Annotated in this window: 19 protein-coding genes; 5 read left to right on the forward strand and 14 right to left on the reverse strand. The window is 59.4% G+C overall.

Translation table 11 applies throughout. From position 1 onward, the window contains the following. Nucleotides 1-261 precede the first annotated feature (261 nt). The 3 genes from istA to RX328_RS02095 are packed head-to-tail and all read left to right on the forward strand — an operon-like array spanning nt 262 to nt 3016. Entirely contained in the window at nt 262-1761 is a 1500-nt protein-coding gene (gene istA, locus RX328_RS02085) for an IS21 family transposase (RefSeq protein WP_213257592.1), read from the forward strand. After that, on the forward strand, nt 1761-2624 hold the full coding sequence (gene istB / locus RX328_RS02090) for an IS21-like element helper ATPase IstB (RefSeq protein WP_410733946.1): 864 nt from the start codon (nt 1761-1763) through the stop codon (nt 2622-2624). The genes istA and istB overlap by 1 nt, the downstream gene beginning before the upstream one ends. Continuing rightward, nucleotides 2621-3016: a hypothetical protein gene (locus RX328_RS02095; protein ID WP_213257413.1), complete on the forward strand. Its 396-nt coding sequence runs from the start codon at nt 2621-2623 to the stop codon at nt 3014-3016. The genes istB and RX328_RS02095 overlap by 4 nt, the downstream gene beginning before the upstream one ends. A gap of 281 nt (nt 3017-3297) precedes the next feature. On the opposite strand, the gene RX328_RS02100 is transcribed toward RX328_RS02095, so the two are convergent. From RX328_RS02100 to RX328_RS02135, 8 genes are all read right to left on the reverse strand, one after another. Beyond that, nucleotides 3298-3492 carry a hypothetical protein gene (locus tag RX328_RS02100; RefSeq protein ID WP_213257415.1) on the reverse strand — a complete coding sequence of 65 codons (195 nt, stop codon included), beginning with the start codon at nt 3490-3492 and terminating at the stop codon, nt 3298-3300. 179 nt (nt 3493-3671) lie between these two features. Beyond that, entirely contained in the window at nt 3672-4268 is a 597-nt protein-coding gene (locus RX328_RS02105; protein ID WP_213257417.1) for a hypothetical protein, read from the reverse strand. Nucleotides 4269-4356: 88 nt separating this feature from the next. Beyond that, the gene (locus tag RX328_RS02110; RefSeq protein ID WP_213257419.1) at nt 4357-5115 is read right to left on the reverse strand and encodes a hypothetical protein; all 759 of its coding nucleotides are present in this window, start codon (nt 5113-5115) and stop codon (nt 4357-4359) included. Between the two features lie 485 nt (nt 5116-5600). Beyond that, nucleotides 5601-5819, reverse strand: coding sequence for a hypothetical protein (locus tag RX328_RS02115; protein ID WP_317258609.1), 219 nt, complete (start codon nt 5817-5819; stop codon nt 5601-5603). A 342-nt stretch (nt 5820-6161) separates the two neighbouring features. Next, complete coding sequence (locus RX328_RS02120) at nt 6162-6449, reverse strand: hypothetical protein (RefSeq protein ID WP_213257421.1); 288 nt, start codon at nt 6447-6449, stop codon at nt 6162-6164. 268 nt (nt 6450-6717) lie between these two features. Then, nucleotides 6718-6915 (reverse strand): helix-turn-helix domain-containing protein, encoded by a 198-nt coding sequence (locus tag RX328_RS02125; protein ID WP_249727352.1) that lies wholly within the window; start codon nt 6913-6915, stop codon nt 6718-6720. A gap of 110 nt (nt 6916-7025) precedes the next feature. Next, entirely contained in the window at nt 7026-7475 is a 450-nt protein-coding gene (locus RX328_RS02130) for a hypothetical protein (protein ID WP_213257423.1), read from the reverse strand. Nucleotides 7476-7837: 362 nt separating this feature from the next. Then, entirely contained in the window at nt 7838-8029 is a 192-nt protein-coding gene (locus tag RX328_RS02135; RefSeq protein ID WP_409410924.1) for a hypothetical protein, read from the reverse strand. A 200-nt stretch (nt 8030-8229) separates the two neighbouring features. Here RX328_RS02135 and RX328_RS02140 point away from each other — a divergent pair, with 200 nt between their 5' ends. Next, nucleotides 8230-8988, forward strand: a complete 759-nt coding sequence (locus RX328_RS02140; protein ID WP_317258610.1) for an outer membrane protein — start codon at nt 8230-8232, stop codon at nt 8986-8988. A 71-nt stretch (nt 8989-9059) separates the two neighbouring features. After that, a complete protein-coding gene (locus RX328_RS02145) occupies nt 9060-9416 on the forward strand; it encodes an addiction module antidote protein (RefSeq protein ID WP_213252730.1) in 357 nt (118 codons plus the stop codon). Here RX328_RS02145 and RX328_RS02150 read toward each other — a convergent pair. The 6 genes from RX328_RS02150 to RX328_RS02175 form a co-directional block, all read right to left on the reverse strand. After that, complete coding sequence (locus RX328_RS02150) at nt 9413-10603, reverse strand: tyrosine-type recombinase/integrase (protein WP_213252729.1); 1191 nt, start codon at nt 10601-10603, stop codon at nt 9413-9415. The two genes, RX328_RS02145 and RX328_RS02150, sit on opposite strands and share 4 nt — an antisense overlap. Nucleotides 10604-10789: 186 nt before the next feature. After that, complete coding sequence (locus tag RX328_RS02155; RefSeq protein ID WP_213252728.1) at nt 10790-11509, reverse strand: ABC transporter ATP-binding protein; 720 nt, start codon at nt 11507-11509, stop codon at nt 10790-10792. After that, nucleotides 11506-12744 (reverse strand): ABC transporter permease, encoded by a 1239-nt coding sequence (locus tag RX328_RS02160; RefSeq protein ID WP_213252727.1) that lies wholly within the window; start codon nt 12742-12744, stop codon nt 11506-11508. The genes RX328_RS02155 and RX328_RS02160 overlap by 4 nt, the downstream gene beginning before the upstream one ends. A 5-nt stretch (nt 12745-12749) precedes the next feature. After that, nucleotides 12750-13955, reverse strand: coding sequence for an efflux RND transporter periplasmic adaptor subunit (locus RX328_RS02165; RefSeq protein ID WP_213252726.1), 1206 nt, complete (start codon nt 13953-13955; stop codon nt 12750-12752). Nucleotides 13956-13970: 15 nt separating this feature from the next. After that, complete coding sequence (locus RX328_RS02170; RefSeq protein ID WP_213252725.1) at nt 13971-14642, reverse strand: tetratricopeptide repeat protein; 672 nt, start codon at nt 14640-14642, stop codon at nt 13971-13973. 680 nt (nt 14643-15322) lie between these two features. Next, nucleotides 15323-15925 (reverse strand): TetR/AcrR family transcriptional regulator, encoded by a 603-nt coding sequence (locus RX328_RS02175; protein ID WP_213252724.1) that lies wholly within the window; start codon nt 15923-15925, stop codon nt 15323-15325. Nucleotides 15926-15928: the final 3 nt, after the last annotated feature.

Consider the following 15928-nt stretch of genomic DNA (forward strand, 5'->3'; position numbering starts at 1 on the left):
TAGATCACGTGCCACGATTTTCACGGTTTGTGGCAACACATTGCGAAGCGTCCCGTGTTTATATTTCCATCCGTAAGTAAGATACGTTCGCGCGAGAACCGTGTTGGCCCCTACCCCGGTGACGAGTTCGTCACCAAGTACCTCAGATGTTATTCGGCCTGCAATATTGACCCCCTAAGCCGGGGGATCGGCGTCCAAAATTGACCCCCTATCGTTAGGTCTGTTGCGCTGCCTGCTTTGGAATGAAGCAGGTGGTCGGGGATGCTGGTCGTGGAGACGATTGCGCGGATACGGCGCGAGCACTTCATCAAGGGCAAGACGATCAAGGAGATCGCCCGCGACCTGAAGGTGTCGCGGAACACGGTGCGGAAGGTGCTGCGGTCGGGAGAGACCTCGTTCGAGTACGAGCGGTTGGTGCAGCCGCGGCCAAAGCTGGGACGATGGGCATCGGAGCTCGACGAGTTGCTGGCGGCGAACGCGGCCAAATCCACTCGTGAACAGCTGACGTTGATCCGGATCTTCGAAGAGCTGCGCGACCGCGGCTATGACGGCGGTTACGATGCGGTGCGTCGTTACGCCAGGCGGTGGAGCAAGGAGCGCGGGCAATCAACCGCGGCGGCTTACGTCCCGCTGAGCTTTGCGCCGGGCGAAGCCTATCAGTTCGACTGGAGCCATGAGGTGGTGCTGTTGAGCGGGACCACGGTGATCGTGAAGGTCGCGCATGTCCGGCTCTGCCACAGCCGCATGCTGTTCGTGCGGGCCTATCCGCGCGAGACGCAGGAGATGGTGTTCGACGCCCACGACCGGGCGTTCGCCCTGTTCAAGGGCACTTGCAGCCGCGGCATCTACGACAACATGAAGACCGCGGTGGAGACGATCTTTGTCGGCAAAGATCGCCGCTACAATCGCCGCTTCCTGCAGATGTGCAGCCATTATCTGGTCGACCCGGTCGCCTGCACGCCGGCCTCGGGCTGGGAGAAGGGGCAGGTTGAGAACCAGGTCGGACTGGTCCGGGAACGCTTCTTCACGCCGCGGCTGCGGTTCAAGAACCTGGACGAGTTAAATGCCTGGCTGCTCGATAAATGTATCGCCTACGCCAAAGCGCATCGCCATCCGGAGCTGGCCGAGCAGACGGTCTGGGAGGTGTTCGAAGCCGAGCGGCCCAGGCTCGTTCCCTATGCCGGTCGGTTCGACGGCTTCCATGCCGTGCAGGCGTCGGTCTCGAAGACCTGTCTGGTGCGCTTCGACAACAACAAGTACTCCGTCATGGCCAGTGCCGTCGGACGCCCGGTCGAGGTCCAAGCCTATGCCGACCGCATCGTGATCCGTCAGGATGGAAGAGTTGTTGCGGAGCATCCGCGATCCTTCGGACGCGGCGAGACGACCTACGATCCCTGGCACTATGTGCCGGTGCTGGCGCGTAAACCCGGCGCTCTGCGCAACGGAGCTCCCTTCAAGGACTGGGTTCTGCCGGCCGCAATCGAGCGGATCCGGCGGAAGCTCGCCAGCACCGACGATGGCAATGGGCAAATGGTCGACATCCTCAACGCGGTGCTGACCGACGGTCTGCCGGCCGTCGAGGCGGCCTGCGCCGAGGCAGTCGCTCACGGCGTCCATTCCGCCGATGTCGTTCTCAACATCCTGGCCCGCCAGCGAGATCCTGCGCCACCAGCCAACATCCTTACCCCGGCGGCGCTGATGTTGCGGCATGCGCCAATCGCCGACTGTGCCCGTTACGACAACCTCAGGAGAACCAACTAATGGAGCGCACCCAACTGTTTGACCTCATGGGCGAACTCAAGCTGTACGGCATGAAGGCCGCCTTCGACGAGATCATGGCGACTGCCGTCAAGCGCCAGCACGAACCCCAGCGCATTGTCGGCGACCTGCTCAACGCCGAGATCAACGAGAAGCAGGCCCGTTCGATCAAGTACCAGCTCACCATCGCCAAGCTGCCGCTGGCCAAGGACCTTGAGGACTTCCAGTTCGAAGGCACGCCCATCAACCGGACGCTGGTCAATGACCTCGCCGGCGGCGGCTTCATCGCCCAGCAACGCAACGTCGTGCTGGTCGGCGGCACCGGCACCGGCAAGACCCATCTGGCCATCGCAATCGCCAGGAGCTGCATCCGATCCGGTGCCCGCGGGCGCTTCTACAATGTGGTCGACCTCGTCAACCGCCTCGAGATCGAGACCCGCAACGGACGGCAGGGGCGGCTCGCCGAGCATTTGACCCGGATGGACTTCATCGTCCTGGACGAACTCGGCTATCTGCCCTTTGCCCAGTCCGGCGGCCAGCTTCTGTTCCATCTCGTCAGCCGGCTCTACGAGCGCGCCTCTGTGATCGTCACCACCAATCTTGCGTTCGGCGAATGGCCCAGCGTGTTCGGCGACGCCAAGATGACCACCGCGCTGCTCGACCGGCTGACCCATCACTGTGACATCGTCGAGACCGGCAATGACAGCTGGCGATTCAAAAGCCGCGACGACGATCACGCAACCCGCGCTCGTCTCGTCTCCGCAATCCCGGCCAGCTCCGACGAGCCGAGCGCTACCGCCAAACCCCGCCGCTCAAGGGGGTCAAAATTGGAAGCCGATGAGGGGTCAAATTTGAACGCCGATTGACAAACGCGTTCCCGACGCTGTTTACGATTCTGGCACCGTCAGTTGCGGAAGCGGTTGGGATGCATGGCGGGCTGACAATGGGAGAAAGATCGACCACTACAAGAGTGGGCTTCGTAAGGCTGTTGAAGGTCGGATCAAGTGGCTGGGTATTTATGATTTTGGCATTTGCTAATCCCGCCAATCAGGTTTCAAAGCGTGGGCAGCGCGGATCAGTGCCGAAATCTCCCGGGGAGCGTCAGATGCATGCAGCCATCGATTGGGTAATGCAGACCTACGGCAACTTAAGCCTGGAGGAAGAGCGCGCTGCACGGGAGAAAGTGTCAAGTTATCGGGCGGAGAAGCCCGACGCGACCGAACAACGATTGGCGCTCGAAGGCCGTCCTCGACCTTAGTGTTGGCTTTGGCAACTGTCATTCCATCAAAATCGAGTGTCACGTCTTTGAATGATGGATCGCGTTCCCTAAGAGCGATCAACCCTGTCGATCGGCACGCCTCCAGCTCGGGATTTGCAAGGGCTGATATTGGAGCATTTAGCGCACCGAATACTGACATCGCAAAGACGAAGTGAATGGTTCGAACGCGCATCTTGGATCTCCAAAACGGGAAGGCTCTGCGGCAAAGCCGACAGCCATGTTTTGCGCCGCCCACCCCGCGACGGCGAAGCATTGTTCGGTCAGCGCTTCCGTTCCGGTCTATCGGCATCCGGCTTGGACTGCGCCGGCTGCGCGCTGCTTACCGGATCGGATGCTGGGAATGTATCCTCTAGACCTTTGTCCAATTTATCATGCATTTCCTTGTCGGACTTTTGCGCCTGTTTCGGATCTTCGGCATGCTTATCTTTCGGCGCTGGGTTGAACTTCTCCGTCATAGCCGTCCTCCATGCTAGGCAGGCCAACGCATCCTCGGGGCACTAGGTTCCTCAGAGTGGCGCCTAATGGTAAAGACCAATTATCTGCTCATCGCTTGCAACATTGGTGTCGCAATGGCGCTGGCTCGGAATCGAAATCTCTTGGCTAACTTGAAACTGCCTGTTGATTTCAAACGAAATTATTTTCCGAGGAATTTTGCCGCGAGCGTAATGCAACCACGGTCCAGAACGTCCTCGTGACGGTCGTATTGTTCCGAATAGCGATTGTAAGTCGCCCACCGCATCCATTTCGGCTTAGGCGGCAAATCCCATTCGTCTGGATCGAGGTTACCAATCAGCCGAGACTTGATCCGCGCTATTCCACCGTGAGCCCGGTTTGTGGCGTCGTTGAATTGCGATTGATAGGCGACTTGTCGGCCCAAAGTCTGTCGGCTGCAAAATCGACTCGCGCCGTTCGGCTTCCACAAGACGGACGCGAGCCGACTCTTGATCGGGCATAGAAAATACCATTGCCGCCCACCGAAATGACGCGGACGGGACACGAGGGTGATCCACTGATCGAGACTGCCCAGCTGAATACGAAACCAACCCTCATTGTTGCCGCTCATATCCGCGCTAATCATTCCGGTGGCAATTTCGCCCCAGTAAGAATGCGTCCACGTAATTCCACGTCCGCCAATGTTCGCGCCGTGTTGGACAAATCCCTTTCGAGCGAGCCGATTCAGATCCAGCTTCAGTCCATCCTGCAAGCAAACCCGTTCGCGTGGCCGTGGCATCCAAGGCTCCATGTTAAGCCTCGAAATAGTCATTCCAAGGTAGCGGGCAAGGTGTCCAGTTAATGTCCGCTCTGGCGCGCTCCTGCTTCTACCGATTGCACTCAATCTCGCAGGTTTGCCCACAACCTACATCCGGCCCTTGCTTCCAAGAAAAGCCGTATGACCGCTTGATAGTTATCTTTTTCACGCCCCTCGTCCCACACTGCGCGTTCGCGTCTCTGAGGCAATCATTAAGGATTGCGTCGATGAGAACGACCCCGCCACATATCAGCGCGGCGAGCCCGCCCACTAAACCGATCACGCCGAAGTCGATGGGATCGTGAGTTACGGTAAAATTGACATGCGTCTTGACTTCCCTTTTAGCTGCGTCGACGACAGCAATCCCCGATGCGTCTTTGAGGCCGATGTTAGCTATCTGACCGGTGAGTCGAACGACGGACCCTTCAACCGCCTTTCTTTCGTGCAGCGTGACTTCGTACGGTGCTTTAGCGCTCGGCTGGAGCTCGCCGTCGGCGACGATGTGAAGGACGTCGGGTTTCCCCGCCACCGGGACCAAGGCCAGTGCGCGTGCGTAGTTCTGCGCAACAGTCTGCTGCAGAGCAGCTGTTTGTCCTGACTTAAACTGGACAACGCCCTCGAATACGACATCGCGAGATACAACTTCAGCGAACTCAGCGCTGCCAAGCTGAAGATCGAGGCTTACACTCGTGCCTTGAGAAACCTCGGTAGCATCCACCAAGAGATACTTCTTCGCGCTCCCCTGTGTCTCGGTTTTGATCTCCTTGCTCTGCAAAAGGCCACGCAGGAAATCACCCATGTCCGCGCCAATTTTGTGAAAATCGGTCATCAGCCGCACTCCCCGTCAAACTGCCGATCTGACGCAACGCGCGCCATCACGAGCAGTGCTCAATATGTTTAGGAAATGAGCGTGTTTGTTTGGAGCGTCGATGCGATTCTGCCATCGTCCATTTGTGAGCCTCCCTGCCTATTCTCGGTGACTCGCCACGTATTAATTATGTTACACCTCCAGAGATCGAGCGGCAATTGATTGCACGTTTAGTGCTTGCTTTGCCGGGAGGGCAGCCAGGTGCGCAGGTTTCCGCGTTTGCGCTGGTCGGGCTGCCAAAAATCTAGTCCCGGTCGCGCGCTGCGACATCAGCTGTGGGCTATCTGAATGCTGCCTCGTGAACCGCGTTGCAGCGTAGTGGTGTTGATGTTCGGGCTACGCCCTATGGTAAACTATATGTGTGCCCTAGATTGATACCGCGACCACCGCCGAAACAGCCCTCACGGTATCAAACGAAGGCACCGTGAGGCTCTTTTCCTGTCGTTTCACGCGGCGCGGTGGCTCTGATTTGATACCGCAACGGGATATTTTAATACCGCGTTTTGTTTTTCGCGGCCCCAGCTCATGAATTTCTTGCTCGCAAGTTCGCCGGTGACATCGCAGCTCCACCAAGTCAGTCGCCATTCGGTGGCATGCGGTGCCTTCCGGCTAAATGCTCCCTTCGTCATGCAATCGACAAAGCCGCGCTCCTGAAGTTCGACCAAGGCGCGTTGAGCCGTTCCGCGTGCGATGTTGCAACGCTGGGAAGCCCGGCGAACCGAGAGGCCGAGCCTGCCGTTGTTGGTGCCGTCGTGGCCTCTAGCGATTTCGAGGAGGACGGCACGGGCTTGGCAACTCAGAGAGAGGTAGGCGGGGCAATCCAGCATCCAACGGTAAAGCCGCACATGCGGTGCATCGAGCCGTTTATTCCGTCTAGGCCGCTTTGGCATTAGCACCCCCTAGGAGGCTCAGAACCCTGTCCGTGATTGTTCGTGACATTGGACGTGGTTGGAGTGCGGGCGGGGCCAAAGCCCCGCCAGTGATGATTTCTGGGCCAGCAATCGCTATCATGACTTGCCGCCTTTCTTTTCGAGGATGGTAATCAGGCTCCGCAGCACATAACGGGCGTGCTGCCCAGAGAAGGGGCCGCCATGGGCTTCGCGAATCGTCTCGATGACAATCCCGGCCTTGCGGAGCTTGTGGACGTAGCCACTCCAGCGCGGCCCCGGATGATCGATCGGAGTGCAGCCGTTGTCATTGGCGGCCTTCAACTCCAGCAATGCCCAAGCGTCGCGTCCGCGCACGGTCACCAGCGGTCCGGTTTCGCCAATTTGTGCTTTTACGATTAAAATCATCAGCGACGCTCCCCATCAGAGAAGCCCGCGTTCGCGATGATAGTTTCGGCGGTGGCGAGAGAAACCCGGCATTGACCGGCAATCCGCCGAACCCGGTATTCGTTTGTGCAGAAATCCGGACTGACGAGTCTATCGGACTGGCCGGGACGCTGGCATTTCTTGGGAGGGTGATGTAGTTTCATGAGGCAATTTCCTTTCGCGAGGGATGAGCAACAAGCCCGGTAGCGGTGGATCAGACCGCGCCGGGCAATTTTTTGATGGACTGGAATCACGCCGCACTCGGAAGTGAAACGAGGAAATGGCGCAATTCATCCCTTAGGATGAGCGTACGCTTGCCGCACTTGCGAGCCTTGAGGCGGCCTTCACTAATTGCTTGATAGATTTTCGTCCGGCCAATTCCGGCTACCGCGCAAGCTTCCGCTACGGAAAGGCCTTCGCGCAAGGTTCCTGATGCATGTTCGATCAATTCAACGTCTCCTTACGTCCGCACGGTTATCGGCGGATGTTCGGAAACTAATCGGCTCGAAGTACTTCGGGACGTTGTGGTGTCAAAACAGTTTTGTGTTTACCGCCACATCATCGACGGACCAGCACTGGAGCCCGAGCAATTGCGAGTTCGGGATGCGCCTTGATCGCTTTGAGAGCCTGATTGCGGTGAGCCAAAATCGTTTCGGCCGTGAAGGCACGACCAACACTGTTGAGGACCTTCTTGAGCGGTAAGCATTCCATCGTAAATCTAAATGCCGGTCCTGAGGGTGTTTGATTCGCTGTGCGCGAAATCTTGTAGGGGCGACCGAAGTGGGTCTCGAAAGTGGTTGGCAGTGTAAGGCCCAGTAATTGCACCTCCAGACTCATGCCGTAACTGTAGCTCCGTAAATCAGGCGCGGTCAGCATTTTATCTAAATCATGAAGAGCAGAATGAATCTGGATTAACCTCTGCTCGCCGTGCCCCGGCCAAGTGGCCCAAGCCTTATTGAGCAACCAAGTGTTTTGGAAATGATTGTTGATCGCTTCGTTGAGCGACACTTTGGCTTTCTTGCTGACACTATGAAGCCGATCAATCGCTCTCTTAGTGGCAACTGAATACGTTTCGGCATTCGCTCGCGACATTGCGAACGCAGTGAAATCGTTTGTAAGATCAAACGAAGCTTTTCACGATCCGTTATCGCCGCCGAAACGCCTTCTCCGACTGCAGTGAGTAGGAGATTGATTTCATCCAGGCTAAACCCGCAGGACACGAAATCCGTATAGTTCAGGTTTTTTGGCGGGGAAGGTTTCGATTTGGACATCTGCACCTCGCGGCACCACGGGAGCGCGCGGAAACCGGTGGTGCTACCGGCTTGTCGGATGGCCGTCCTATCCGCGCTCCGTATCGTACAGTGAGTCGCTCAATTGGTGCGTTTGCGGTTGCCAATCAGAACTACATTACCCGCTTTCTTGGGCTCGCAATAGGCAGCCCAAGCTTCCATGAGCTTTCGGCGCTTATCTAAGGCATCGCTGCGACGGTAGGCTTGCTCGGCCTTGTCGCCGATGACATGAGCCAGTGCCGTCTCTGTGATTTCGCGCGGAAATTGGGACACATTGCCCGCCCAATCCCGGAAAGGGATAGAGACCGAAAGACTTCCGACCTGCCACTATTGGGTCACATTTGAAAAACGCATTGTTGCCCCCGAGACACGGACTTTCCCGGGAAAATCACGCAAACTTACAGTTGCAATTCGGAAGCTCGATTCAACTGCGGTTGGCGGTCGCGACAAGGCGACGCGGATGGAGAAACTAGATGAAGAAATTTTTGCTGGGAACTGTTGGTTTGCTTGCTCTCGGGATGGGCGCTCCCGCCTCGGCCGCCGATATGGCCGTCAAGGCACGGCCACCCGCGCCGGCGCCGGTCGCGGTCGTGTACGACTGGACCGGCTTCTACATCGGTGCCAACGGCGGCTGGGGTACGAGCCGCAAGTGCTGGGACTTCCTGCCGGTCGCCGGCGGCAGCATCGCGGAGGGTTGCCATGACGCAGACGGCGGCACCGCCGGTGGTCAGATCGGTTATCGCTGGCAGGCCGGCACCTGGGTGTTCGGTATTGAAGGCCAGGGTAACTGGGCCGACTTCCAGGGCAGCAATGTGAGCCTGATCGATCCGACACTCCGCAACGAGTCGCGCATCGATGCGTTCGGCCTGATCACGGGCCAGGTCGGTTACGCCGCCAACAACGTTCTGTTCTACGTCAAGGGCGGTGCGGCCGTCACCGCGGATCGTTACCGCATCTTTGATGTTCCCACGGGCCTCCTGGTTGCCACCACCGGCGACGACACCCGTTGGGGTGCCGTGGTCGGCGCGGGCATCGAATTCGGCTTCGCCCCGAACTGGTCGGTCGGCGTCGAATACAATCACCTGTTCATGGAGGACCGCGACCACACCTTCGTCGACACGACCGGCGCCTTCTTCGGCACCGACCGGATCAGCCAGGACGTCGATATCGTTACCGTCCGCATCAACTACCGCTTCGGTGGTTACGGCGCACCGGTCGCAGCGAGATACTGACCTCGTCCTATTACATCTGTTCCAGTAAAGTAGGCCGGCAGAAATGCCGGCCTATTTTGTTGGAGGTTACGATGGCTGAAAAATCCGTCAGGCCCGCGACCCGCCCACAATCGAACCAAAGGCAGGACGCTGCCGATTGCATAAATCGAGCGCTCGCGAAGTCGGATATCGCCGAAATTTGTCACGCCATTGGCGCCGCCACCCATCTGTACAATATCTCTGACCTTGCGCAGAAAACTGGGCTTTCGAGGCCGAGCATTTACCGTGCGTTTTCAGGCGATCCAAAAAAACCAAACTTCACGACTGTTTTTAATGTTCTCGATGCGATGGGCTTCCAGTTGCATGTCACGGTGCGCCGGGGCGCTCGTGCAAAATCAGCGCGCTTGAAACCAGTTGCGAATTGCCCAGAGGCGGGGGCTAAGAATTAAACGTGTTTGCTTTGAAGCGTCACCACATTGCCCGCAGTCTTGGGCTCGCAATAAGACGCCCAGGCTTCCATAAGCTTGCGTCGTTTTTCGAGCGCGTCGCTCCGACGGTACGCTTGTTCGGCTTTGTCGCCGATGACGTGAGCAAGCGCGGTTTCGGTCACTTCACGCGGAAAGCTTGAGACGTTCCCCGCCCAATCGCGGAAGCTGGAGCGGAAGCCGTGAACTGTAGCGTTCTCGATCTTCATGCGGCGCAGCATCATTTCCATTGCCATGTTTGACAGCGCCTTGTTGCGAACCTGGCCGGGGAACACGAAGTCTCCTGCCTTGAGCTTTACCAGTTCCTTGAGGATCGATGCGGCGCGGCTGGATAACGGCACCCGATGCTCGCGACCGGCCTTCATGCGGTTGGCGGGCACGGTCCAGAGTTTCTTATCCAGATCGATTTCAGGCCACCGTGCGCCTAATACCTCGCCAGACCGAGCCGCCGTCAGAATGCAAAACTCCAGGGCGAGGGCAGCGGTGGCTTCCCGTTCACGCAAGGTGGCGACGAATGACGCAACGTCCTCATAGGGCATTGCGGCATGTTGGCCCCGCGCCAGCTTGGACGGTCGCGGCAACAAATGATCTAAATGGCCGCGCCACCGGGCAGGGTTCTCCCCCTCACGGAAGCCCTTGGCCTTGGCCGCATCCAAGACCTTTTCAATCCGACCGCGCACGCGCGAGGCGGTTTCGGCCTTGGTAGTCCAGATCGGCTTCAAGACGGCTAGCACGTCGTCGGTTGCGATGGTGTCCACCGGCTTTGCGCGCAAGGGGGCGGCGTAGGTTTCCAATGTCGATTTCCATTGAGCCTTGTGCTTCTCATTCCGGAAACCGGCAGAAAGCGTTTCCCGTACGTCGTCGGCCATTTCGCCAAAGGTGGGAATGCCGCCGTCGCGCTTGCGCTCTTCAATTGGGTTGAGCCCTTGGGAAATCTTCCGGCGCGCGCTGGCGGCCTTCTCGCGAGCGTCGGCTAGGGGAACGCTGGTGGCGCTGCCCAACCCCATCTCTTTCGCTCGACCGCGCCATGTGAAGCGCAAAACCCATTTCCGGGCCCCCGATTCCGAAACGATCAAATAGAGATTGCCGCCGTCGCTGTATTTGCCCGGCTTGGCAGTTTCGACCTTTCGCGCAGTGAGTTTGCTTGCCATGTCCCCGCCCCGTTGGTCCCCAAATCAGTCCCCAAAAATAGCACGGCTTGGGACGGGCGGAAATAGACGGTGGCGAACAAGAGCGGCAGATAGGCCTATAAGAAAGGGAGAACTTAAATCGACGACGGACGATGACGATCAATGGAAAGCGATAGTTCGTCGGACTCCCTCTCCGCCAAACTCTGATTAATTCACCGCCTCACAAACCAGCTCGCCGCCACCGCGCCCCGTGATCTCAGCGATCTTACCGTCGACGATGTGGATGCGGCGGTCGGCGCGGGCGGCGAGCGCTGGATCGTGGGTCACCACGACCACGGTCTGGCCCTGATCGGCGATGTCGCGGAGGATCGAAAACACCTGTTCCGTCGACGCGGTGTCGAGGGCGCCGGTCGGCTCGTCGGCGACGATGATCTCGGGACGGTTGGCAAGCGCGCGGGCGATGGCGACGCGCTGGCGCTGGCCGCCGGAGAGCTGGTTGGGACGCTTGTTGGCGTGCTCACCAAGCCCAAGCGAGCCAAGCAGAGCAAGGCCGCGCTCGCGCATCTCGCCTTCGGTCATTTTACCCGCTGCGCGCATCGGCAGCAGCACATTGTCGAGCGAAGTGAACTCCGGCAGCAGGAAATGAAACTGGAAGACGAAGCCACATTTGGTCAGGCGGACGTCGGCCCGTTCCGTCTCCGACAATTTCGAGGTGGGCTGGCCGCAGATCATGACCTCGCCTTCGCTGGGAGCATCGAGCAGGCCCAACAGATAGAGCAGCGACGATTTGCCCGATCCCGACGGGCCGGTAATGGCGACGAATTCGCCCTTGTTCACCGCAAGATCGATACCATTGACGAGGGTGTGCGAAACCGCGCCCTCGATGCGGCGAACCAGCTCCACCGCTTGCAAAGCGACCTCGGTCATGATGCCCCCCGAATGATTTCAACTGGATGGACGCAGGTTGCCTTGCGCGCCGGGAAGTAGGCCGCCCCTGCGCAGCAGACAAGGGAAATGCCGCCGACGATCACATAGTGCGTCAGCGAGTAATAGATCTGAAGCGGAACGGTTGCGCCCGTCAGCGGATTGAAGATCGTGATCTTCGACCAGCCGTAGCAGAGCAGGTAACCAAGGATCCACCCGAACAGGATGCCGACCACGCCGATGATGGCGGCTTCGATGATGAAAATCCACCGCACCGCGTACTCGCGCATGCCCAGCGATTTCATGATCGCGATGTCCTGGCGCTTCTCGTGTGTGATCGTCGAGATGATGTTGTAGGTGGCAAAGGACGATGTCAGCAACATCGCGCCCATCACGGTAAGCACGATGAAATCGCGCACGGTAAACGATGACAGCAAGTCGGCATTGGCTTCCTGCCAGGACACTGATTTGTAGCCGGTCTGCGCTTCGACCTGGGCTGCGACCTTTTGCGCCGACATGGGATCGTTCAACCGCAGTCGGAGCTGGTTGACGACCCCGCTTTGTCCCATCATGACCTGCGCGGGGCCCATCAGCGAATAAATCTGGCTCTCATCGACGCGCTTCAGGCCGGAGCGATATAGCCCAGCAACCGTCGAATTCAGTTGGACGCCCTGGCCGCCGATCAAGAGGACGGTGTTGCCGGTTTTCACGCCGAGTTTTTCGGCCAGCGCCTCGCCCATGATGATGCCGTTCGGCGCGCGTGAAAGGTCATCGAGCTTTCCCTCACGCATTTGCGTGGCAAGTTTCGAGACCTGAACCTCACGGCGGGGGTCGATACCGGACAAGGTGATGCCGATGCGCGCGCCGCCGTGATTGATGATCGCGGTGGTCTTCGCCGAGGGAGCCACGTCGCCGGGTATCCAGGAGCGCAGTGAACTCATCGCCGATTCCGGATATTTGATTCCGGGACGTTTGCCGATATTGGCGATGTCGGACATCTGGACCGCCGCATATTCCTGCTCTGCGGGTTGCGTCGGCACGGAGCGCCGCTCATCCTCGACCGTGATGTGTGGCATCGTGTCGACGAGCTGCCGCAGGAAGTCGAGTTGCGAACCCTGCATCAGGCCCGCCATCATGATGGTGAAGCCTACTCCCATGGATACGCCGGCCATGCCCACAAGGGTCTGCCGCACCCGGGTGCTGACGTGAGTCCATGCGATGTTGAACAGAAGCTTCACGGCGGCTACCGGCTGTTACTGATGAGGTTGCGACGGGCGTCGTTCACGACGGAATCGATGTGGGCGGTCATGGCTGCCGAAATCACCGCATCATCGGGATCCGAAGAAGCTGTGTTGACCGCGGCTACCACGGCTGATTCCGGTGTTGCGGCTGGCTGATCGATCGGTTCACTCGCGGCCGCCGGCTCCACAGCTCTGGTCGAACTGTGGTCGATGCGAATCCTGGCGCCGTCAGCGAGATCAATGCGTGCGGGTGAAAGCACGGGGGTGCCCTTGGATACGTCGCCCATGATCTCGATGTTGCGGCTGCCTCGGATGCCGACTTTCACGGGCACGCGTCTGACCCGGCCGTCATCGACCATCTGGACCGAATCGCCTGCGACGGCTTCTGCAGGCACGACGATAGTCGCCGGCTTCTCGCGGACGATGATATTGGTCTCGACTGACATGCCAATTCGCAGCGGCGTATCCTGTGGCAGTCGCAAATAGACGCGGAACGTCTTGCGGGTCGGGTCGCCCTTCGGCGTGATCTGTGAGACCGTGGCTCGCAGCGCCCTTCCGGGGAAAGCCTCGCTTCGCAGAAGAGCCTTCTGGCCGGCCGCGATGCGGTTGATCTCCTCCTCATTGATTTCGGCAACGACCTGCATCGGCGCAGGCGGTCCGACCCAGAACAAGACATCCGTGGGGCCGGCGATCTCGCCGACCTCGCCGTCGCGCCGCAGCACCATGCCGTCGAGCGGAGCTCTCAGCAGCAGCGAATCGAGCCGTACCTTCTGCGCGGCGATCCGCGATTTCGTTTCCTCAAGCTTGGTCCAGCGCTGCTCGTATTCGGTGCGCGCGGCGTCGCTTTTGTCGCGATCCTTCTCGGCGCGTGCCAGATCACGTTCGAGCTGGCCGCGATTGATCTCCATCTGATCCAGCGCGCTGCGCTCCTCCGCGTCGTCCTGGCGGCCGAGAATCTGGCCGGCCTTCACCACCTGTCCCTCGCATCTGCAAAGCTCGACCAGCCGGCGGCGCTGCAGCGGCACCACTTTGGCCCAGCGCTCGGGCTCGACGGTGCCGGTGCCGTAAACCGCTTCGGAGACCGGCGCGAGGCCCGCAATGCTGGTGGTCACCAACGGTGCACGAAGCAAATGGGGATAGGCGTAATAGCCAACTCCTGCCGTGGCGACGGCCAGAATGCCGGTTGCGATCAGATGCTGCAATTTCATGGCGCGTCCCCTGAATCAGAAGCCAAACCGCTTGCGCAGTCCCGGTGGAACCTGGTCGAGCAGATCACGAACATCTTCTTTCTTCGCACTCTTCACTGGAGCTGCCGACGTGGCCTTGGGAGATGCCGGCAACACCGTGATGTTGGATGAAGCCGGCTGCGACACAGCAGGCGGCGGCGCGGCGGCGGGCGCTGGCTGCACGACGGCGGGTGCAGGTGGAGGCGCGGCCGGCTCGGGTTGGTCCGAGCTGTCTAGTGCTCTTTCGATTTTCGAAGCCTTGTCGGAAGCCTTGACGGAGTCCCTGGCCGCGCCGGCAACCCGAACGGCGCGCCAGGCTCTTGCGGCCACCACGGCGCGGCCGATCTCGTCGCTCGTCATCTTCTTCATGAGGAGGGTCATCAGTTGCCGCGCACCGTTGCGGTCCTCGTCGAGCTTGCTCGCAGAAGCGACGATGTGGGCCCAGGAATAGGCCTTCACGTTATCCTTCGCTACGCCGCGCCCGCTCGCGTAAAGGCCGGCGAAGATCAGCATGGCATGGGCATGTCCCTGATCGGCCGCGCGCAAGAACCAGCGAAATGCCTCCTGGTCGCTGCGCGGACGACCGACGCCTGACGAATAGAGCGCCCCGAGGTAGAACTGGGCCTCATCATCGCCCGCTTGCGCCGCCTGCTCGTAGCGAGTGGCCATGTCCCTATCGGACGCGGCGTCGGCAAGAGCAGGTTGGAGGCCGATCAGCAGAGTGAAGCAGCATGCAGTTGCTACCACCGCTCGCTTCACGGCCTTCGGAATCGCGCAACGAAATCCTGGCCGCAATGATCGGTTTGCGATTGGGTTGATCGATCGGAGATTTGGGATGCGCCGCATTGTATACGCTTTCAGCTTTGTTCTCTCGTGCCAAAACGGCGTCTGAGCCGCACCTGGCACCCGGAATTTTCAGCCTGGTCGACAATCGCCTGCTCGTTACGCAAGCAGCATCTCGTAAGAGGTCGAGCGGTTGACGCGGACTAAGTCTCTCCACAGCACCTCTCGCGGACTGAAGCCTAGCCCACCTGCGCGCCGACAAATGTGCGAGGCGTCACATATCCAGCTTGCCGCAGCCGGAACTCGGCTTTCTTTTGCCGGTTCCGTTCGACGCGTATTGAACTTGCAGCCAAGCACCCGCCCTCTTGCGCTTCGGTGCAGCGAGCCGCGATGAAGCGAAGCACTCGCTTCGATCCTTTGACGATCTGCGCCTACAATGTTGATGTTGATGACATCGTCGATCTCAGGACAGAGTCCGGGCAGGCGGCAGAAGGGATTGACCTTGCGTCAATGGCGTGTGCCTGGGCCGAACTCTCGAGCCTGGCAACGGGCGAGCCGCGGGCGTTTCAAATCTCCGACTTCAGGTCGGCGAACGCCTCTTTGAGATAAATGGCGATAGGTCGTTTTCCCTGGTCCCGGTTCCAGTTGTCGATCGCAAGACGAAGCGCTCCGATCGAGATCATGGCGACGATGCGGAGCGCAGGCTGTCGCTTGGGCTGCGGCCACATCTGGCAGAGTGCGTCGAATACCGCTTGTTCTTTCTCTATATATTTCGCCTGATGTCGTATGCGTAGCGCTTCGTTCGCGCATATCAGGCGTTCGATCACCCTGGTTTGCTTGTAATCGGCCTGAAAACGGATCGTCAGCTCCAATAAGGCGCTCTTCACCGCGTTGAGTGGCGACTGTCTGGTCGATTGCTCCAGCACGGCGGTTCGCAGGGTCTCGGTGAAACCGCCGTCCTGCCACGCCAGCAGAATCTCTTCCTTGGACTTGAAGTAGTAGAAGAACGTCCGCCGCGAGATTCCCGCTGCCTCCGCGATCGCGTCGAGCGTGGTAGCCTCATAGCCGCGGGTCAAAAACAGTTTCAGGCCTTGCTCGGCGATACGATGCAGCGTCTCGCGCCGCTTCCGCTCGCGGGGACGTTCCTCCTTGGGAGCCGAACTTTCCATGAC

This window comes from Bradyrhizobium sp. sBnM-33 (assembly GCF_032917945.1).
Taxonomy (GTDB): domain Bacteria; phylum Pseudomonadota; class Alphaproteobacteria; order Rhizobiales; family Xanthobacteraceae; genus Bradyrhizobium.